The 18,321-nt window shown below is 52.4% G+C and carries 22 protein-coding genes; 17 read left to right on the top strand and 5 right to left on the bottom strand.

The features are described from left to right. Nucleotides 1-40 precede the first annotated feature (40 nt). The 5 genes from K3T83_RS17390 (at nucleotide 41) to K3T83_RS17370 (ending at nucleotide 3,821) form a co-directional block, all read left to right on the top strand. The gene (locus tag K3T83_RS17390) at nucleotides 41-565 is read left to right on the top strand and encodes a GNAT family N-acetyltransferase (protein WP_220204222.1); all 525 of its coding nucleotides are present in this window, start codon (nucleotides 41-43) and stop codon (nucleotides 563-565) included. A 112-nt stretch (nucleotides 566-677) separates the two neighbouring features. After that, complete coding sequence (gene hutH / locus K3T83_RS17385; RefSeq protein WP_220204221.1) at nucleotides 678-2,201, top strand: histidine ammonia-lyase; 1,524 nt, start codon at nucleotides 678-680, stop codon at nucleotides 2,199-2,201. Nucleotides 2,202-2,282: 81 nt separating this feature from the next. After that, on the top strand, nucleotides 2,283-2,822 hold the full coding sequence (locus K3T83_RS17380; protein ID WP_220204220.1) for a hypothetical protein: 540 nt from the start codon (nucleotides 2,283-2,285) through the stop codon (nucleotides 2,820-2,822). Between the two features lie 35 nt (nucleotides 2,823-2,857). Continuing rightward, entirely contained in the window at nucleotides 2,858-3,061 is a 204-nt protein-coding gene (locus K3T83_RS17375; protein WP_220204219.1) for a hypothetical protein, read from the top strand. 193 nt (nucleotides 3,062-3,254) lie between these two features. Continuing rightward, nucleotides 3,255-3,821, top strand: coding sequence for a DUF4870 domain-containing protein (locus tag K3T83_RS17370; protein WP_220204218.1), 567 nt, complete (start codon nucleotides 3,255-3,257; stop codon nucleotides 3,819-3,821). 85 nt (nucleotides 3,822-3,906) lie between these two features. On the opposite strand, the gene K3T83_RS17365 is transcribed toward K3T83_RS17370, so the two are convergent. From K3T83_RS17365 to msrB, 4 genes are all read right to left on the bottom strand, one after another. Then, nucleotides 3,907-4,392 (bottom strand): hypothetical protein, encoded by a 486-nt coding sequence (locus K3T83_RS17365; RefSeq protein ID WP_220204217.1) that lies wholly within the window; start codon nucleotides 4,390-4,392, stop codon nucleotides 3,907-3,909. Between the two features lie 103 nt (nucleotides 4,393-4,495). Beyond that, nucleotides 4,496-5,248, bottom strand: coding sequence for an SDR family NAD(P)-dependent oxidoreductase (locus K3T83_RS17360; protein WP_220204216.1), 753 nt, complete (start codon nucleotides 5,246-5,248; stop codon nucleotides 4,496-4,498). An 85-nt stretch (nucleotides 5,249-5,333) separates the two neighbouring features. Then, nucleotides 5,334-5,813 carry a peptide-methionine (S)-S-oxide reductase MsrA gene (msrA, locus tag K3T83_RS17355; RefSeq protein ID WP_236064925.1) on the bottom strand — a complete coding sequence of 160 codons (480 nt, stop codon included), beginning with the start codon at nucleotides 5,811-5,813 and terminating at the stop codon, nucleotides 5,334-5,336. After that, the gene (gene msrB, locus K3T83_RS17350) at nucleotides 5,813-6,241 is read right to left on the bottom strand and encodes a peptide-methionine (R)-S-oxide reductase MsrB (RefSeq protein ID WP_220204215.1); all 429 of its coding nucleotides are present in this window, start codon (nucleotides 6,239-6,241) and stop codon (nucleotides 5,813-5,815) included. Before msrB ends, msrA begins: the two co-directional genes overlap by 1 nt. A gap of 267 nt (nucleotides 6,242-6,508) precedes the next feature. On the opposite strand from msrB, the gene K3T83_RS17345 reads away from it, so the two are divergent. The 12 genes from K3T83_RS17345 (at nucleotide 6,509) to K3T83_RS17295 (ending at nucleotide 17,856) form a co-directional block, all read left to right on the top strand. Next, the gene (locus tag K3T83_RS17345) at nucleotides 6,509-7,237 is read left to right on the top strand and encodes a DUF7873 family protein (protein ID WP_220204214.1); all 729 of its coding nucleotides are present in this window, start codon (nucleotides 6,509-6,511) and stop codon (nucleotides 7,235-7,237) included. 598 nt (nucleotides 7,238-7,835) lie between these two features. Next, entirely contained in the window at nucleotides 7,836-8,843 is a 1,008-nt protein-coding gene (locus K3T83_RS56285) for a PLP-dependent aminotransferase family protein (RefSeq protein ID WP_236064924.1), read from the top strand. Beyond that, a complete protein-coding gene (locus K3T83_RS17340) occupies nucleotides 8,735-9,292 on the top strand; it encodes an aminotransferase class I/II-fold pyridoxal phosphate-dependent enzyme (protein ID WP_236064923.1) in 558 nt (185 codons plus the stop codon). Before K3T83_RS56285 ends, K3T83_RS17340 begins: the two co-directional genes overlap by 109 nt. Next, nucleotides 9,293-9,763, top strand: coding sequence for a Uma2 family endonuclease (locus tag K3T83_RS17335; RefSeq protein ID WP_220204212.1), 471 nt, complete (start codon nucleotides 9,293-9,295; stop codon nucleotides 9,761-9,763). Between the two features lie 433 nt (nucleotides 9,764-10,196). Next, entirely contained in the window at nucleotides 10,197-11,210 is a 1,014-nt protein-coding gene (gene gap / locus K3T83_RS17330; RefSeq protein ID WP_220204211.1) for a type I glyceraldehyde-3-phosphate dehydrogenase, read from the top strand. A gap of 208 nt (nucleotides 11,211-11,418) precedes the next feature. Then, entirely contained in the window at nucleotides 11,419-12,612 is a 1,194-nt protein-coding gene (locus tag K3T83_RS17325) for a phosphoglycerate kinase (protein ID WP_220204210.1), read from the top strand. Between the two features lie 18 nt (nucleotides 12,613-12,630). Then, nucleotides 12,631-13,425, top strand: coding sequence for a triose-phosphate isomerase (gene tpiA / locus K3T83_RS17320; protein WP_220204209.1), 795 nt, complete (start codon nucleotides 12,631-12,633; stop codon nucleotides 13,423-13,425). 173 nt (nucleotides 13,426-13,598) lie between these two features. Continuing rightward, nucleotides 13,599-14,192 (top strand): Rieske (2Fe-2S) protein, encoded by a 594-nt coding sequence (locus K3T83_RS17315; RefSeq protein ID WP_220204208.1) that lies wholly within the window; start codon nucleotides 13,599-13,601, stop codon nucleotides 14,190-14,192. Nucleotides 14,193-14,485: 293 nt separating this feature from the next. Then, nucleotides 14,486-14,767 carry a twin-arginine translocation signal domain-containing protein gene (locus tag K3T83_RS17310; RefSeq protein WP_220204207.1) on the top strand — a complete coding sequence of 94 codons (282 nt, stop codon included), beginning with the start codon at nucleotides 14,486-14,488 and terminating at the stop codon, nucleotides 14,765-14,767. Nucleotides 14,768-14,848: 81 nt separating this feature from the next. After that, a complete protein-coding gene (locus K3T83_RS17305; protein ID WP_220204206.1) occupies nucleotides 14,849-16,210 on the top strand; it encodes a DUF4331 domain-containing protein in 1,362 nt (453 codons plus the stop codon). Between the two features lie 14 nt (nucleotides 16,211-16,224). Further along, nucleotides 16,225-17,085 (top strand): hypothetical protein, encoded by an 861-nt coding sequence (locus tag K3T83_RS17300; protein ID WP_220204205.1) that lies wholly within the window; start codon nucleotides 16,225-16,227, stop codon nucleotides 17,083-17,085. A gap of 210 nt (nucleotides 17,086-17,295) precedes the next feature. After that, on the top strand, nucleotides 17,296-17,856 hold the full coding sequence (locus tag K3T83_RS17295) for a P-loop nucleotide/nucleoside kinase family protein (RefSeq protein WP_220204204.1): 561 nt from the start codon (nucleotides 17,296-17,298) through the stop codon (nucleotides 17,854-17,856). Nucleotides 17,857-18,011: 155 nt separating this feature from the next. On the opposite strand, the gene K3T83_RS17290 is transcribed toward K3T83_RS17295, so the two are convergent. Beyond that, the gene (locus K3T83_RS17290) at nucleotides 18,012-18,311 is read right to left on the bottom strand and encodes a GlsB/YeaQ/YmgE family stress response membrane protein (RefSeq protein WP_220204203.1); all 300 of its coding nucleotides are present in this window, start codon (nucleotides 18,309-18,311) and stop codon (nucleotides 18,012-18,014) included. Nucleotides 18,312-18,321: the final 10 nt, after the last annotated feature.

Below are 18,321 nucleotides of genomic sequence, written 5' to 3'. Positions count from 1 at the left end.
GTGGTGATATGATAAAGAGCAAAACATAGGATGAATGCTTATGATCCAGGGAGAGAATGTCTATTTACGTATCGTAACACGTAGCGATCTTGCGCTCATGGAGTCCTGGGAGCATGATCGTCGTTTTTTGAGCGAGTACGATGCATTTGGTCTGGTCCCGGCAGAAACTATCGAGCGCAGGTTTGCCGAACATGGTTTCCTCACATCTCAGTACGGGAGATTGCTGGTGGTCACGCAACGTGACGAAGTAGCAGGATTTGTGAGCTATCATCAGCAGCGCTACGGACCGAATGAGGGTAGCACCGCTTACAATATCGGCATCGGGTTGCACGCTGATTATCGCAGCAAAGGCTATGGCAGCGAGGCTCAGAAGTTGTTGGCTACCTATCTTTTTGATACGTATCCTGTTATGCGCGTTGAGGCTTCAACCGATAAAGAAAACGTGCCTGAACAAAAGGCGTTGGAGAAGGCTGGTTTTACTCGTGAGGGTATCATACGTGGAGCGCAGTGGCGCGGTGGTCAATGGCACGATCTCGTTCTCTACAGCAAGTTGCGCGGTGAATAGCACACGCTTCCACCGGCCCCAAAAATCCTGCATCCATTGTTTTTTCTCTATGCTACAATAGGGAGAAGGCAATGGTGCCGGAAAAGGATAATCTTCTCAGAAGAAGGTAGCTATGCAATCATCTCACATTGTATTGAAGGGCGAGGAGCTCACACGCTCTGATGTTGTGGCGGTTGCTCGCCAGTATGCTCCAGTCGTATTAAGTAACGATTCCATTCATTTGATAACAGCAGCGCGAGCTGTGATTGATACGCTCGCAGCTGAGGGGCGCAAAGTCTACGGCGTTACCACTGGTTTTGGACATCTCAGCAAAGTTCGTATTCCCCAGGAACAACAGGTTGATCTCCAACATAATCTGCTGCGTAGCCATGCCGCAGGCGTTGGTGTGCCGCTCAGCGAGGACGTGACACGGGCCATGATGCTGTTGCTCGCAGCTAGTCTGGCGCGTGGCAACTCCGGCGTGCGTGTGGAGGTTGTCCAGCTCATCATCGATCTGCTTAATGCGCGCATCACTCCGATCATTCCATCGCGCGGCTCGGTCGGAGCTAGTGGTGATCTGGCACCGCTCGCGCATCTTGCCCTGGTGCTGGTGGGAGAAGGCGAGGCGTCTTATCAGGGTCAGCACCTCTCAGGACAGGAGGCACTGCAACAGGCTGGACTGGTTCCGCTGCGTTTGCAGGCGAAAGAGGGGCTAGCACTGATCAATGGAACACATTTGATGGAGGCGATTGGCGTGCTGGCTTCAGTGGATGCGGAGGTGCTGGTACAATCGGCAGAGGTGGCCTGTGCGATGAGCATCGAAGCGTTGATGGGAAGCCATGTTCCACTGGATGCGCGTATCCATCAGCGGCGCGGACAGGTGGGACAGATGATCACTGCTGCGCATCTGCGCAAACTGGTGAGCAATAGCGAGATCAATCGTAGCCATCAGAACTGTGCGCGTGTGCAAGATCCCTATACGCTGCGCTGCGCTCCCCAGGTTCTTGGCGCGATTCGCGATTCGCTGGCTTATTGTATACAGACCTTTGAAAACGAACTGGACGCTGTGACTGATAATCCGCTCGTCTTTCCCGACGAGGGTGATGTATTGAGTGGAGGCAATTTTCACGGCCAACCTCTGGCGCTGGCCCTCGACGTGATGGCGATTGCTCTGGCACAACTGGCGAGCTTTTCGGAGAGACGCATCTATAGTCTGCTCGGTCCGAACGAATGGGACGAACACGGTGCACCACTGTTCCTGACGCCAAATCCGGGCCTCAACTCAGGCTTTATGATTACGCAATATGTCGCGGCGGCACTGGTCAACGAGATCAAAATTCAGGCGCATCCCGCCAGCATCGACTCGATTCCGACCTCGGCAGGCATGGAGGATTTCGTCAGCATGGGCGTCACCAGCGCTCATAAAGTACGCAGCATTCTCGATCAGGCCCAGCAGGTCGTTGCCATCGAACTGCTCTGTGCCGCGCAGATGTTGGAGTTTCGTAAGCCGCTCAAACCGGGCGAGGGCGTGCAGGCCGCTTATGAACGCGTTCGGTCGCATGTCCCCATGTTGCAGCAAGATCGCGTGCTGGCCCCCGATATCGCGACGCTTGCCCAGGCTGTGCGCGCTGGTGTTTTTGCTCAGGTGGATGAGTAGTGTTTCACGTGAAACATTACGCTTAAAGCAGCCTGGTTATGAGCAATTGTGGCTTTTCTGCATGCGGAAAGAGGAAAAGATATGCTGGCGGAAGATTTTGTGCGTGAGGCTCGAAGCTTTCAGCCAGGGCCTCCTCGACCGCAATTGCTCCAACTGGTTGCCTATCAAGAAGCAAGATTGCCTGAGAACGAAGAGGGAGACGACCAGAACGCGGCGTTTCGCTCTTCGGTCCTGAAGGCGTTATCAAAAAAATTCTCTCAAGAAGATCGGCCTCTTATCCGTTTTCTGCTGGAACAGGAAATTGTCTATCATGAGAACGCGTGGGGGATCTTTGAGAGCATTCGTTTCTGTGGTGCCTTGCTTTTCCTGCTTGCTCAGGTGGAGGATGTATGTCTGCTATGGGAAGCTAAGACGGTGAACTTTGATACCATGTGCGGTTTTGATGTCCAGTTTCTTGTCGGCGCAGGTGTGGCTCCAACGTTAGCTTATCTCCAACATATCAAAGAGGAATGGGCTGAGGACGCGAGAATTTACCTTGAAGAATGTCAGCAGGCAGGAGATTTTCAGAATTTAGAGCGTTACCGTGAAGGGCTACGTGCCTCTCTTCCAGAACCAGCATAATTGGTACATCTGGCAAATAATGGGGAGTGGTGAACATGACCCGAAGATGGCAGGGACGACGGCTTGTCCTCGCCCGTGTTGCAACAGACCGCAATGGGGCACCAGGACAAGCCGTCGTCCCTGCCATCTTCGGCCTCTCCAGAGGATTTCGTGAATGCACCAATTATGGTCTGAACCATTGGTCTTTTGAGCAAGCAATGTTTCACGTGAAACATTTTGTATCTGACATCATTTCGTAACATTTTTGCCATACTTTCCTGACAACTGGTGTCTATACTTCTCCTTGTAAACGAAATTTACCTCCGAAGCGACAAAGGCAACCTATAGCGAACGTCGTGTATGGGAGGGGGTGATGGCTTGTCCTCGCCCGGCAGCGCTCATAACGAATAGAGCAGCAAGTACGATATCAGCATCAGGAAAGGATAGGTTTCCATGAATTCATATAATAGCCAGAGACAGCAATATCAAGATTACACCTCTCAGTCATCTGATTCCATCGATCTACAGCAGTATGAGCGCCAGCAATTTTACTCGACGCCTCCAATGGCGAATTCACCTATCGAACCAATTAATCAGTCTTATCAGCAACAGCAGGGATATATGCCTCCTCCGGGACAGCAGAGTAACTATGCTGGCTTCAATCCCTCAGAACTGGGTGGTGCAGGTGCGGCAGGACTTTGCTATATCGGCTTCTGGCTGACAGGATTGTTATTCCTGATTTTTGGCAATCAGAAGCGCCTGGTTCGTTTCCATGCTATGCAATCCCTGCTTTTCTTCGGCGGCTATACCATTATGATGATCTTCCTGATCAAGCTTATCGATATGGACCTGTTTCTGATCAAGGGTTTTGCTATCTTTGCCCTGGTGATGATCAACATCATTATGTGCGTGGGCTGGTTCGTCGGGGTCATTAATGCCTTCCAGGGGAAATATACCAAGCTGCCGATTGTTGGCGAGATCGCTGAAAGCTACGTCAACGGCAATATTCATTTGAAGTAAGTATGAGAAAGAACGAAAACGAGCTATCGCCCGGAGACCTGTTCAGAGGTTCTCTCCGGGCGATATATAGTTGCTAGATGCCGGATTATTTATCCTGGTTATTAAAAAGCGTCTCATATGCTGAGACGGTCACAAAACCATAAATGAGATGCGGAATAAGGTCGGAGAGCCAGCCAGAGAGTCCCCAGGTTTTGGGATTGCTGATGCCCAGTGAGATCAGCGGAACGTCACTGGCCGCCATCGCCGCCAGTCCCACTACGATTCCCGCTAATGGCGTCGAGACGCTCTCCGTTTGCGAGCGCAACAATCCATAAAGCATACCCATGCCAATGCCATTAACATAGCCCAACAACGAACCAACCCCATTTTCGCGATTCTGGATTTCCTGTTTGTGTCCATTCGCCGAAGACGAGGTGGGAAGGCCCGCTTTTTCCGAAACGATTTTCACTAATTGTGATGGTGCGTTGCTCGAAGAGCGCCCGCGTATTGCCATATCAGCGTATGTTGTGAAATCGAGCGCAAATGTTCCCACTATTCCAGAGATAGCGCCAGCCAGCGTGTTCCGCCACATAGTTGTTCCTTTCTACTCACCTTATACATGCCTTACTATGCAACACGAGATCCGCCCGCTTTTTGTTTCGCCTCTCCAAACGTTTCACGTGAAACATTTGCGTTTAGCGCATCACTCCACCACCGTTGACCAGCAATACCTGACCAGTCATGAACGATGCGGCAGGGGAGGCCAGGAAGAGCGCGGTTCCCAGAATATCGTCGGGCGTTCCCCAGCGCTTCATGGGGATATCGTCAGCGGCTTTTTGCTTTGTCTGCTCCGAAAGCGTTTGTACCCATTCGTTTTCAATACGACCTGGGGCGATGCAGTTGACGCGGATACGTGGTGCGAGTTGTTGTGCGAGGCAGCGCGTCAACGACATGATCGCGCCCTTGCTGATCGCGTACATCTGATCGGGGAAAGTGGGATAGCCAGATAGAGCGCCATCCCAGCCGGTGGTGATGATACAGCCACCGTCGCGCATAAAGGGAACGGCCTCTGTGCAGCAGCGCCACGTGCCAAAAATATCCACGCCCACCATGCGCTCAAAAATTTCAATATCCGTCATGCCGCGCGTCTCCGAACTATTGGCGCTGGCCCCGGCATTGTTAATCCAGATATCGATAGCTCCCAGCTTGCTATGTGCCTCCTGTGCCAGCCGCGCCACATCGTCGGCTTTCTGTAGATCGGCCTGGACTAGATCGGCGCGTCCGCCCTGTGCGCAAATCTGGCTCACAACTTCTTCCGCACCTTTGCTGGCATGCGCGTAATGGACCAGCACATGCGCACCCTGTTCCGCGAAACCGAGCGCGAGTCGTCGTCCAATGCTGCGGCCACCTCCAGTGATAACGACAGTTTTACCCTGCAATGTTGACATGAAATATTTATTCTCCTTCGCAATGTTTCACGTGAAACAAAAAAGTTCCCCTCTCCCTGTGAAGGGAGAGGGGAAACGCAACACATTAGTCGATATGACAGTGAGAGAGTCCATGCTTTGCCAGGTATTGCTGGTGATACTCCTCAGCACGATAGAAGGTGGAGGCTGGAACGATCTGGGTGACGATTGGCCGCTTAAAACGACCCTCGCGCTCCAATCGCTCTTTCGATGTGGCGGCAGTTGCCTGTTGCTCTGGCGTGTGATAGAAAACGACCGAGCGATACTGCGTGCCCACGTCCGGCCCCTGCCGATTCAATGTGGTGGGATTGTGGTTGTTCCAGAAGATGTTCAGCAGTTCGTCATAGGAGACGCGCTCAGGATCATAATCGACCTCGACCACTTCTGCATGCCCCGTACGATCAGTACACACATCTCGATAGCTGGGATTGTCCAGCGTGCCGCCCTCGTAGCCTACCGCCACATCGACTACGCCTGGAACCTGGCGAAAGATCTCCTCAACACCCCAGAAACAGCCCGCGCCAAATGTTGCCTTCTCAGTTGCCACTATGCTTCTCCTTCCTTTTCGTCTTCCTGCTTTGTTGGTACAAATTTCAATGAGACGGAGTTGATACAATAACGTTGCCCGGTCGTATCGCGTGGACCATCATCGAAGACGTGGCCCAGGTGCGCTCCACAATTTTTACAGTTGACTTCTGTGCGGACCATGAAGAAGGTGCGGTCCTCGTGATACTCTACGTTTTCTGAATCGATTGGTTGATCAAAGCTAGGCCAGCCACAGCCCGCGTCAAATTTGTTCTCGGAGGAAAAGAGTTCGTGCCCACAGGCCACACACTCGTACATACCTTGCTCTTGATTGTAGTACAACGGCCCACTGAAAGCACGCTCGGTTCCTTTTTGCCGACACACGCGATACTGTTCGGGCGTCAGCTTCTCTTTCCAGTAAGATTCGGGCATCTGTTTTAAATCACTCATGTTATGTTCCTTTATCAAAATTGCTCTTTGTTATTCCTTATAATATAACGTCTTTCTACTCTATAGAACACGGACTACCAGCGGGATGTTCCACGTATTAGCTATCTTTTCGCTGTCTTTTTCACCCGATTGTTTCACGTGAAACGTCGTCCATCGTAAAGGTACTAAAATCGGCCTCCCGTCCCGGTTGACACGGTTTAGTATACTGATTGTGTTCTATCAATGAGCTTCTATGAAATATGACTATTGATTTTATAGGGGAAAAACATGAAACTCAATCAGGTAATTGCTATTGAAAAAGGAACAAAGAGCCGCTCTTTACAGGATTTGACCGAAGCCCATCATACTCTCCAGAAGCCAGCGTTACTGGCCGGGATCGCACGCACTTATCGACCGAAAGATGAAGAAGGAGAACAGTTCCCCCCGGAATCGACGCGAGTACAGGTCAAGGCGGAAGATGTGATCCGCAAAACGTCCGAAGTACTGACGAAACTATTCGATGTCGTGGCAACGAAAGATTGGGCCAATTGCAGTGCAAAGGCCGACGTGACCGTTGACGGCACCGTGCTGCTCTCACAGGTGCCCGCAACCTACCTGCTCTTTCTAGAAAAGCAACTGGTGGACCTGCATACCTTTATTAAGAAGTTGCCCGTCCTCGATGCCTCTGAGACCTGGACATTTGATCCCTCTGCCGATTACTGGGCGACCGAGCCGATGCAGACGATCAAGACTAAGAAGATCCCACGCAACCACGTCAAAGCAGAGGCGACCGAAAAACATCCTGCTCAGGTCGAGGTCTATTATGAAGATGTCGTGGTCGGCACATGGCGTACCACCAAGTTCTCCGGTGCCCTGCCCGCCAACCGTGTCAACGAACTGTTGAATCGGATTGAAAAGCTTCAGGAGGCGGTGAAGTTCGCGCGCGAGGAAGCAAATAATATGGAAGTCACCGAGCAGAAGGTTGGCGCGAAGGTCTTTCAATACCTGTTCGGCTAGCAATGAGGAGAGAGGGATAAAGCCCTGCTATTTCTCCTGGTATCGTTGCTTTCTTGCTTCATTTGCGCTATCATGTAGCCGGAGTACAAACTAAGGCTGAAGTTTAGTTTTAAGGCAGCGACGTTTCAGGGCAGGTTCGACTCCTGCACCCGCCACTCGCGGCGGGGTAGCCCAGCTGGTAGAGGCGACGCCGAACGCCAACCCACACTCAAACTATTACTCCAGGCTTAGCATTTACCGTCGAACGCCAAATCAAGTGGGCGCGGTCGAAACCGTTGGATGCCAGTGCAATTCCGGCCCGATCAGCCTATCGTCGTTTCTTGCGATGATATTCAGGTACTCCATTTCGATGATCGGTAGTTTAATAGTAAAACACAACGCTATTATACATGAACCACGCTCTTAAACGTGTTGGTGTGCGCAAATGGACGGTACATCAGGGGTCTGGGGCAGGCTACGCCCCAGACTTCGTTTTTTCTCCTTGTCCCTTCTTGTTCCGTGTGTTACACTTTTTAATAATGGCTCGTCAATGGTGACGGTGCCTCTTCCGTGTGAGAAGATGCGCTACGTGCAGCGCAAGAGAAGGGAGTTATGAACGTTGATAACTCACAATGATCCTATCAATTCGCCAACCTCTTCCACTCCATCATTACACGATCAACGAACAACGCTACGACAACAACGCTGCGATCTTCTTCGTCGCTATCGTCCCCATATTCAGAGCGGCCCTGGCCCTATTCGCGTGATGGCGCGTCTAGTTGCCGAGTTGGAGCAGGAATGTCACAAGCTCGGCATTGCTGAGGAGATCATTCGCTCGGAAATCGTTAATCGTACCATTGGTGATGTCAACCTGCGCCTTGTTACCGAATGCGAGGGAGAACCCGGTGGCCCCAATGATTACCGCTGTCTTGCTGACGAACTGGGAGTGGCGCTGCCTGGAGAAGATCTGCATGGCTATACTGCTACCGGCGAGACCTATTGCTGGCTGCATGATCGTATGATGGAGTGCGAACTGCTGTTGCTGGCCCATAACTATGATCCGCGCATCTACGATATCTATGGCGTGGGTAACCCTGTATTGCGGGGTTGGCTGGCGCAGGATATGGAGTCTCATTGGCACATTCGCGCGAGCAGTGAGCAGGTCTATCTCGGCCTGGGTGCGATGGATTGTATCGATAAAGTGCTGCGTGGCCTGGCTCATATGTATCGCGAACAGCAGGTTGGAGAGGTGGGCATTCTCTTCCCCGAACCCGGCTTCGGCGTCCCAGAATGGCAGGCCCAATCGTGCGGCTATCATTTGCACTGCTTCCCAACATTAGAGGAGCATCACTTCAAATTGATACCGACTCAACTGGATGAAATTTTGCAGCAGGCACCCGATATTCGTCTCATCTATCTGACCGTTACCAATAATCCCACCACTTTTGCCTATACCCCGAAGAGCTACAGAGCTTACACAACATTTTGCGTCGTTATCGCGAGCAGGGGCGTCATATCATGTTGCTGGCTGATCTGGCCTATCTCGGCACTGGCAAACCCGACGAAGACCGGGCGCGCATGGCAACATTTTCACCCTCCGATGCCCACAAACACACCATTTTTGTGAACAGCTTTTCCAAAAACTTTTCGCTAACAGGTGAGCGCTTTGGCTGGGTCACGTGTGGCGATCCCACCATTGCTCGTGCCATCTCACCCAGCTGGTCGAACAGCATGGCCTCGCTGCCGGGGGAGTGGCAACTCCGCTTTATGGCCTATTACCTGCTGTTGCAAGAGCACCCCCATCTGGCTGAGAAATTGCGTGCATTCTATCGCTTGCGCCGCCAACGATTGATCTCCCAACTTCAACGTATCAATGACAAACAACATTTGTTTGAGCAGATCTATCTCGACGACGATGCCACCGTCTATAACTGGAGCAAACTGGCAGCTGGAGAGGATGCCTTCTCGCTCTTCGAGAAGACCGGCATCGCAGGCGTGCCCGGCTCCGGCTTTGGCTATAGCGACAACTATATTCGTTTCTCTATCGGTGTGATTCCTGTGGTTTCAGAGAAATAGTTGCAATGTTGTACTGGTGGTCCCCTGTCTCGTAGCGCCAATCCCTTGCGGTTGGCGCGGCCCCACGCGATGTGTCGGGGTTGCCCGCGCCAACCGCAAGGGATTGGCGCTACGAGACAGGGGAACTTTCTTCTCTTCCCTGTTGCTGATCGTCGCCGGGGCAATACGCTGATTCGTTCACCGCGCATTGTGGTTGAAATACTTTCTCCCTCGACGGAAACGCTGGACCGGGGCAAAAAGCTGGAGGCATATAAAGCTTGTCCAACCGTGCAGGAGATCGTCCTCATTAATCAATTTATGCAAGCTGTAGAGGTCTATCGATGCGACGAAGAGGACGATGAAAACTGGCAGCATCTATTCTATGGTCCTGGTTCAATTGTTGCGTTAGCCAGCATCGATGTCCCCCTCACAGTGGAAGAGATCTATAAAGGTATTAATTTCGACGAACCACTGCTGGAACAGCCATATTAAGCTTCCCCTCTTCCTCTCCCGCCCTCTATAGAGAAGAGCTTGTCGGTAAACGCTATGCTATGCAAAGAGACTATTTGAACTAGCCATAATCCACCTATCCTCTCTGTAATGATTCTCTCTTGTAGTCGTTTGCCTCTTATGATAATCTGTATACGGAGATATGAGATTGAAGTAATCATAGGCACCCTCCAATAGCGAGACGACCGATAAACAGGGCAGCCAGGGGTAGCGAAACGAACGGTCCCCAGCCTCTTTCCTGGTACAGTTCTGTCGAATGCAACGTAGCAAATGTCAGCGTTGGCCTTCATACATATCTTGTTCTGGTGTTTCACGTGAAACATAAACCAAACGGTGATCGAAGGGATATCCTTCACATGTGCGAACTCGTTCTGAATAAGAGTTCCACCAACCCACAATTAGAGGAGAATATAGCATGACTATCCGCGTAGGCATCAACGGCTTCGGACGTATCGGACGCCAATCGATGAAGGCGATTCTGGAGCGTCACGCACAAGATGTTGAGGTCGTGGCCGTTAACGATCTCACCGACACCCAGACCAATGCTCACCTATTGCGCTATGACTCCACCTACGGGCGTTTCCCCGGTGAGGTCGAGGCCACAGCTGATTCCCTGATCGTCAACGGACACAAGATTAAAGTTATTGCACAGCGCGATCCCGCTCAGATTCCCTGGGGCGATCTGGGCGTTCAGGTTGTGATCGAGTCTACTGGCCTATTTACAGATGCAGATAAAGCGGCGGCCCACCTCAAAGGCGGTGCCAAGAAAGTAATCATCTCCGCTCCCGCAAAGGGCGAGGATATCACGCTCGTCCTCGGCGTCAACGAGAATGCCTATGATCCCGCCAAGCACAACATCATTTCTAACGCTTCCTGCACCACCAACTGTCTCGCTCCCGCCGCCAAAGTACTCAATGATGCTTTCGGTATCGAGCGCGGTCTCATGAACACCATTCACTCATATACGAACGATCAGCGCATTCTCGATCAGGTTCACAAAGACCTGCGCCGCGCTCGTGCCGCAGCCGCCAATATCATCCCGACCACAACCGGTGCTGCTCGTGCGCTCTCTCTCGTGATCCCCGAACTCAAGGGCCGCTTCGATGGTATGTCCCTGCGCGTCCCGACCGTGACCGTCTCCGTCGTTGACTTCGTTGCCAATGTGCGCAAAGAAGTAACGAAGGACGAGGTCAACCAGGCATTCAAAGATGCAGCGGCAGGCCCACTCAAGGGCATCCTGGGCTACACCGACGAGCCTCTGGTCTCCAGCGACTTCCGAGGCGATCCCCGCTCCTCGATCATTGATGGTCTCACTACGATGGTTCTTGGCGGCACGATGGTCAAGGTCGTAGCCTGGTATGACAACGAGTGGGGCTACTCGAACCGCGTCGCTGATCTGGCTCGTTTCGTTGGTCAGAAGGGCGTATAACTGCCCATCATATGGATATGGATTTCAGCCAACTCAAAAGTGAAATCCATATTCAACCCTATTAATTGGTGTTTAGACGAACTGGCGTCCCGTGATCGCTCTGTGATCCTCACCACCTGTTTGTGAGGGGAACGAGATTGCATAATGCTACGCTCCTTGATGGAATGATGTTCGTCTAAACATTAATTGTGTAAAAGAGAGATTTGTTATGAACAAAAAGACGATACGCGATATCGATGTAGCGGGTAAGCGCGTCCTGGTGCGTGTCGATTTCAACGTTCCTCTGGACGCCAACCTGCATATCACCGACGATACACGCATCAAAGCTGCGATCCCTACTATTCAGTACTTGCTCGATCACGGCGCGGCCGTCATTCTCATGTCCCATCTGGGGCGGCCCAAAGGTGAGGTCGTTGAAAAGATGCGCCTGACCCCTGTTGCTCAGCGGCTTGGCGAACTCCTCCAACTCCCTGTCCAGACCACAGCCGATTGCATCGGACCAGATGCGGAGGCTGCCGCAAAGGCGTTACAGCCTGGACAGGTGCTATTGCTGGAAAATCTGCGCTTCCATAAAGAGGAAGAGAAGAACAATCCCGATTTCGCCCGCCAACTTGCGGCTCTTGGCGACCTCTATGTGAATGACGCATTTGGCACCGCCCATAGAGCGCACGCCTCCACCGAGGGCGTCACCCACTACCTGCCCGGCGTGGCTGGTTTCCTGATGGAGAAAGAGATCAACTATCTCGGCGCGGCCCTGGAGAATCCTAAACGTCCCTTCAAGGCTATTGTGGGTGGCGCGAAGGTCTCCGATAAAATAGCCGTGTTGGAGCGCCTGATTAGCATTGCCGATGGCGTCTTGATCGGCGGTGGTATGGCGAATACATTCCTCAAAGCGGAAGGCTACGAAATTGGCGATTCGCTGGTTGAGGAGAGCAAGATCGAGACCGCTCGCGAACTGCTCCAGAAAGCGCATGAGCAGAACACCGAGTTCCTGTTGCCCCTCGATGTGGTGATTGCGGACCGTTTCGCCGCCGATGCTGAGCATAAGGTTGTGGCGAAAGATCAGGTCGCACCCGGCTGGCGCATCCTCGATATCGGCCCATCAACTATTAATTTGTTCCGCCGCTCACTGGCCGGTGCGCAGACCATCGTGTGGAACGGTACGCTTGGCGTCGCTGAGATGCCCGCCTTCGCCAAAGGCACCGAGGACACTATCGATATCCTGGTCAAACGCACACAGGAGGGCGCGACCACAATTATTGGCGGTGGCGATTCCGCTGCGGCAGTCGAGCAGGCTGGGGCCGCTGATGCGATGTCTCACGTCTCCACAGGTGGCGGTGCCTCTCTGGAATTCCTCGAAGGCCGCGTTCTGCCTGGCGTGGCAGCATTGCAAGATAAATAATGTAATAAAGGGGACACTATGGCAGTACCTCGAACCGCGATTATTGCGGGCAACTGGAAGATGAATTACGGTCCCAAACAGGCGTCGAGCTTCGCATCTGAGATCGTACCTGCGCTGGATGGCTTGGTCCGTTCCTATGCTCGCATCATGTGTATTTTGTGTCCACCCGCCATCTCCATTGCTGCGGTGAAGGATGTTGTGGATGCATACGTCGCGCCACGCCTGGAATTGGGCGCACAGAATATGTACTTTGAAGAAAAGGGTGCCTTTACCGGAGAGATTGCGCCAGGTATGGTGCGTGAGCTGTGCGACAACGTGATACTTGGACACTCCGAGCGCCGCATGTACTTTCATGAGACCGATGATCTGGTGAACAAAAAGGCGCTGGTTGCCTTCAAACACAATCTGCGCCCCATCGTCTGTATTGGCGAGAACCTCGATCAGTATGAGTCGGGACAGACCGAGCAGGTGATTCAGGAACAGGTCAAAGGCAGCCTCGCCAACTTTTCGGCGGAGCAGGCCGGACAGGTCGTAATTGCTTATGAGCCGGTCTGGGCCATCGGCACCGGCAAAGCGGCAACGGTGGAGGGAGCTGGCAAGGTCATTCATCGTATTCGCGAACTTTATGGTGAGATGTATGGTGCTGAGGCAGCTCAGGCCCTACGCATCCAGTATGGCGGCAGCGTTACACCAGCCAACATTAGCGAGTTTATGGCTCATCCCGATATCGATGGTGCTCTGGTTGGAGGTGCCAGCCTCAAACCAGATTTTGTGGAGATTGTGCGCAAAACAATTGAAGTGATGCAACAATAGCAATGTTACACCGCTACTGTAACATTGCTATTGTCAGGAATTTGCCCAACGCATTGCGTTGGGCATCTTTATTTCACCGCAACCCAAAAGTCCTTACTGGCAAATAGCGCCCTCTCTTCCCGTGTTACCCCGTAGAAACAGGAATATCTATCAAAGGAAAGGAAGCTACGCCTTTGTTAAAGAAGGACATGTTTGAAACAGGGTATCAGGATATCACCTCCTCTCAATTAGAGGCTCCTGAGCAATGGGATACAGAGAAGCTTCAAGAGATATCGCGTCGCCATCTCTTGAAGCTTATGAAAGCTGGTGGTGGAGTTGCCGCATCTGCAACCCTTCTTGCTGCATGTTCTTTTGGTGGGAGTGACACGAATAGCTCAACAACTGCCGCAGCTACGCAGGCACCCACCGAAGCACCAACACAGGCTGCGACTGCAACAACCGCTGCGAGTGGTGGAATGAAGCCGCTGGCGAAGGCGGCGAATGTGCCGGTAAATAGTGCTGTTACCTTCCCGATTGAGAATCAGAAAAATCCCGGCGTGCTGGTTCACCTCTCTGATGGTAATTTTGCGGCCTTCGATTCAACCTGTACACATGACGAGTGCGCGGTTTCTTATAACTCCGGCAGCAAATTGCTCGAATGTCCCTGTCATGGCGCAACCTTTGATCCCGCAAAGGACGGCGCAGTGGTCAGCCCTCCGGCAAAAGAGCCGTTGAAATCCATGAAAGTTACTGTTGGCGCTGACGGAGCCATTACGCTGGCGTCATAGCAGGTATTTCACTAGTATTTCAATCACGTTTTCGGCACCTGACCCGGCACATCGCATATATTGCGGTGTGCCGGGTCAATCGTTACTATCTGGCCTTTTTTAGTCAGAGCCACAAAAAGCGCGCAAAATGGTAATCCAGAAATATACTTCTGCCGTATTAGTTTATAGAGGTTGGGATTGTACCGGAAAAAAGGAAAAGGAGGTGTACCTTATGAGGTTGCGTAGAAGTATGTGATATATAGGATTTATACTTATTATTCGAGTGTTTATTGCATATCATAGAAGAGGAAAAAATGGCTAAATTGACACGCCGCGGCTTTTTTAAGCAGGCATCAGCAGGAGTTGCCACAACGGGCCTGCTCATGGCCTCGCCTGCATTCGTGAACACTAGTGACATCCCGACAGCCCATGCTGCTGAGGTAGAACTCTCTTCTACCGCTGATTTGCCGACAACAAGCCTGGTAGCTCATATTCGTGATGCCTCCACTGGCGAGATCGGTATCCTGTTTGGCACGCAAGAAATTACCTACCGTGATAAAGATCTAGTCGCTCGTCTCTTACAGGCGGTTCGCTAGTCTTCCTTGCCTGGGAAACTTCATCTGTTTGTTTTTTAAGAAAAGTATTGATGCAAGTCATACTGCTGTGAGGTTAACATTATGTCATCTCATCGAGAGGCACCAGAAATTGCGAAAGATCCGGTAGCAGATAATACCGATGTGTACGCCTTTGTCAGTCCTGATAAGCCGGACACTGTGACCATTCTTGCTAACTATATTCCTTTACAGGGGCCGGCAGCCGGCCCGAACTTCTTCTCGTTCGGCGACGACGTTCTCTACGAAATTCATATCGATAATAACGGCGATGGCCTGCCCGATCTCACTTATCAGTTTCGTTTCCAGACGCAGACGCGCAACCCCAATACATTTCTGTATAATACCGGCCCAATTACCGCGCTGGATAGCAAAAACTGGAACCGACCACAATTCTACTCCGTTACCCTGGTTAACAAGGGGCACACAACGAAATTAGGGGACAATCTGACAACGCCGCCCTGCAATATCGGGCCGCGCTCGACGCCCAATTATGCAAAACTGGCTGGGTCGGCGGTTCATAGCCTCTCCAGGGGCGAGAAGGTCTTCGCCGGTCAGCGTGCGGAAGGCTTTTTCGTCGATCTTGGTTCGGTTTTCGATCTCCTTGATCTGCGCCCCTTTCAAAATCTGCATCTCATCCCCAGCGCGGCGGCAAATGGTGTGAATGGCACCAAAGGGCTGAGCGTGCATACGATTGCGCTGCAAATCCCGAAGAAACTGCTGACCCGCGATGGCTCTGCTGCAACCAACGCGAATGATGCGCGTTCGGTGATCGGCGTCTGGGCTTCAGCGAGCCGGCAGAAGGCCAGGGTACGAAATGGTACTCGTGGTCAGGAGACCGCCACCGGCCCCTGGGTGCAAGTCTCGCGTCTCGGCAATCCTCTTTTCAATGAGGTGGTCGTGCCGCTGGGAGACAAAGATTATTGGAACAGCGTGCCACCCGCCGAGGATAAAACGTTTGCCAAATACGTGCTAAATCCCGAGCTGGCCCGCCTGATCCCTGTCCTCTATCCCAAGGTCTTTCCGCATCTTGCCGCGTTGAAAGCGCCACGTGCCGATCTGGCAGCAATTCTGTTGACCGGCATTCCGTCCGGCCTCATCTCCGGCTTCCAGAACTTTACCGGCAAGACGCAGGCCGATATGCTGCGCCTGAACATGGCGATTCCTCCAACGAACAAGCCGAACAATCTTGGCCTGCTGGGAAACGATCTGGCCGGGTTCCCCAATGGTCGCCGTCTCATCGACGATGTGGTTACTATCGAACTGCGCGCGGTTGCAGGAGCGACCTATCCCTTGATCGATCACAAGTTTGAGCCGGATGCCGCAGTCTCCAAAGTGACCGATGGTGTGACGGCAGCCAATAACGCCGTCCCATTCCTGAACCAGTTCCCATATCTGGGAACGCCTGTGAGCGGTTTTGATTCCTGATGGCTGGAGGAGATATGGCCCTGGCATATTCTGAACGGGTGCATTGCGAGCCTATTGTACTCGACATTGGCGACGATATCGGCGCTCTCATCATCTATACGCGTGCGGAGTTGCGCAATCGCGAGATTGAGGTCAGTTTGAAGGGGGAGAACACGCGCCGGGTGCATACGGAGGTGCTGGAGCGGCAGATAAACGGGGAGACGCGCTATACCGCCGTTTTCGCAGAGCTGCCAGCCGGTCTCTATACGTTGTGGGGTAACGTGACCAGTCCAGCGGGGGAGATCACGATTGCTGGTGGCGAGATTGCAGAGGTGGATTGGCGCGACATCACGGGGTCACGTGCGGCTATTCCAGATGGTCAGGAGGCGTATCCTCCCCTTTTGCCGCCTATATGCAGCGCTAGGAAAAAGATCAGTGCGGCCCCGATGGGAACGGCTCCCATGCGCTACGATGAGGCGGGACAGGTAGCATGGGATGAGATGTGGACGACGTTCTGTGATCTGGCTCTAGAAGGTGGTCCACCCCATCGAGGCGACCTATTGGAGCCAGCCTTGCCAGAAGAGATCCGAGCCGATCTTGAGCGGTACGAGCGCGTATTGAGCGAGATCGAGCGTGGTCTGAGCATGGTAACAACGCTGCCAGTTGTGCGGAGTGAGAAGTTGGGATGGATTGGTCTGCGCTGCGACGATGAGGAGATGGCGCTCTGGATGCTGCGTGCAATTGTGGTGGAAAACGTCTGTGTACGGCGCGAGGAGGACGTACTATACCTGCCTGCAGGACCAGTCTATCGTCTTGAGAAAGAGATCAAAAATGTGATTACAGTTGTTGCCAAGACTCATCACTATTGGTCTGAACATCTCTATCAGCAACAATAAGAGCTGTCTAGCGCTCCTTCCTCCATAATCATAGCATAGGTGTCAACGAAAACACATCGGACATTTGAACGATGTGTTTTCATTTCAAACGCGGTAAAGTAGTTCGTAGTTTCCCGATTTATCGGGAGAGAGCACCCCTCCCGATAAATCGGGAAACTACGAACTGCTTTTTGGTTGTAAAAAATCATTGGATAGAGAGAAGAGATCCTTGTGAAAAAAGCAACATTGATTATTGTGAATGGTCTCCCCGGTAGCGGTAAAACGACCTTAGCGCGACGCCTTGCGGCGGATCTATCGCTCCCGGTCTTCTCTAGAGACGGCATATATGAGACCCTCTACGATGCGCTGGACTGTCGGAGCAATGGGGAGCCACTGTTGCTGGGCAAGACCAGCTTTGTTATGCTTTACTACGTGACAGGCTCATTGCTGGCGGCAGGCCGGCCACTGATCGTTGAGGGCTTTTTTGGCAGGCCCGAATTGAGAAGCGCTGAATTTCTCAAACTGCAAGCCGCATATGGTTTTGAACCATTGCAGATCGTATGCAGAGCCGAGGGGGAAGTTCTGCTGCAACGCATCCTTGCGCGTGCTGGATCAAGCGAACGACACGGCGGCCATCATGATCTGGAATATCTTGCGTCAAATAAAGAGCGGCTTTTACAGGGGGATCTTGCCCCGCTTGCTCTCGGCGGCCAGCTCATCGAGATCAACACCACCACACCCGACAGCTTCGATTATACAGACCTGCTCCAAAGGGCGTGTGCGGCCCTATGAGAAATAAAATTCGTAGTTGAGCGATTGATCGCGGTGAGTGAACCACATCTTATGCAGTCCCACCGCGATCAATCGCTCAACTACGAAAACTCTTTATCTGGTTAGCTTATAACCATATGCAAGAGGTAAAACAGAACGATTGGTTAGGCACTGGGTTATAGGGTCGTGCGGCCACGACCAACGGCGCGCAGGATCGCGATCAGGATACAGGCACCAATGAACGAAACCACAATACTACCCCAGAAACCCATATTGGCATCGGGAGCCAGCAGGTTCATCAGCAGGCCGCCGATAAAGGCACCAACCACACCCACAATAATGTCACCCAGCACGCCATAGCCACCACCACGCATCACAACGCTAGCCAGGAAGCCAGCGATAAGACCAACAACGATCCAGGCCAGAAGGCCACCGGGATTTAATGCTGCGCCAAGTACAAGAAGTCCAACTGTCATGGTAATCAAT

The sequence above is a fragment of the Reticulibacter mediterranei genome, from assembly GCF_016587455.1.
The sequence above is the reverse complement of the archived record's forward strand: the minus strand, read 5'-3'. Positions and strand labels throughout refer to the sequence as shown.

What these genes read in the sequence shown, in the direction of transcription:
- gap (WP_220204211.1), top strand. Translation starts at nt 10,197, where the DNA reads ATGACTATCCGCGTAGGCATCAACGGCTTCGGACGTATCGGACGCCAA.
- K3T83_RS17325 (WP_220204210.1), top strand. Translation starts at nt 11,419, where the DNA reads ATGAACAAAAAGACGATACGCGATATCGATGTAGCGGGTAAGCGCGTC.
- K3T83_RS17340 (WP_236064923.1), top strand. Translation starts at nt 8,735, where the DNA reads ATGTTGCTGGCTGATCTGGCCTATCTCGGCACTGGCAAACCCGACGAA.
- K3T83_RS17390 (WP_220204222.1), top strand. Translation starts at nt 41, where the DNA reads ATGATCCAGGGAGAGAATGTCTATTTACGTATCGTAACACGTAGCGAT.
- K3T83_RS17360 (WP_220204216.1), bottom strand. Translation starts at nt 5,248, where the DNA reads ATGTCAACATTGCAGGGTAAAACTGTCGTTATCACTGGAGGTGGCCGC.
- K3T83_RS17345 (WP_220204214.1), top strand. Translation starts at nt 6,509, where the DNA reads ATGAAACTCAATCAGGTAATTGCTATTGAAAAAGGAACAAAGAGCCGC.
- msrB (WP_220204215.1), bottom strand. Translation starts at nt 6,241, where the DNA reads ATGAGTGATTTAAAACAGATGCCCGAATCTTACTGGAAAGAGAAGCTG.
- tpiA (WP_220204209.1), top strand. Translation starts at nt 12,631, where the DNA reads ATGGCAGTACCTCGAACCGCGATTATTGCGGGCAACTGGAAGATGAAT.
- K3T83_RS17375 (WP_220204219.1), top strand. Translation starts at nt 2,858, where the DNA reads ATGACCCGAAGATGGCAGGGACGACGGCTTGTCCTCGCCCGTGTTGCA.
- K3T83_RS17365 (WP_220204217.1), bottom strand. Translation starts at nt 4,392, where the DNA reads ATGTGGCGGAACACGCTGGCTGGCGCTATCTCTGGAATAGTGGGAACA.
- hutH (WP_220204221.1), top strand. Translation starts at nt 678, where the DNA reads ATGCAATCATCTCACATTGTATTGAAGGGCGAGGAGCTCACACGCTCT.
- K3T83_RS17290 (WP_220204203.1), bottom strand. Translation starts at nt 18,311, where the DNA reads ATGACAGTTGGACTTCTTGTACTTGGCGCAGCATTAAATCCCGGTGGC.
- K3T83_RS17300 (WP_220204205.1), top strand. Translation starts at nt 16,225, where the DNA reads ATGGCCCTGGCATATTCTGAACGGGTGCATTGCGAGCCTATTGTACTC.
- K3T83_RS17380 (WP_220204220.1), top strand. Translation starts at nt 2,283, where the DNA reads ATGCTGGCGGAAGATTTTGTGCGTGAGGCTCGAAGCTTTCAGCCAGGG.
- K3T83_RS17310 (WP_220204207.1), top strand. Translation starts at nt 14,486, where the DNA reads ATGGCTAAATTGACACGCCGCGGCTTTTTTAAGCAGGCATCAGCAGGA.
- K3T83_RS17305 (WP_220204206.1), top strand. Translation starts at nt 14,849, where the DNA reads ATGTCATCTCATCGAGAGGCACCAGAAATTGCGAAAGATCCGGTAGCA.
- K3T83_RS17370 (WP_220204218.1), top strand. Translation starts at nt 3,255, where the DNA reads ATGAATTCATATAATAGCCAGAGACAGCAATATCAAGATTACACCTCT.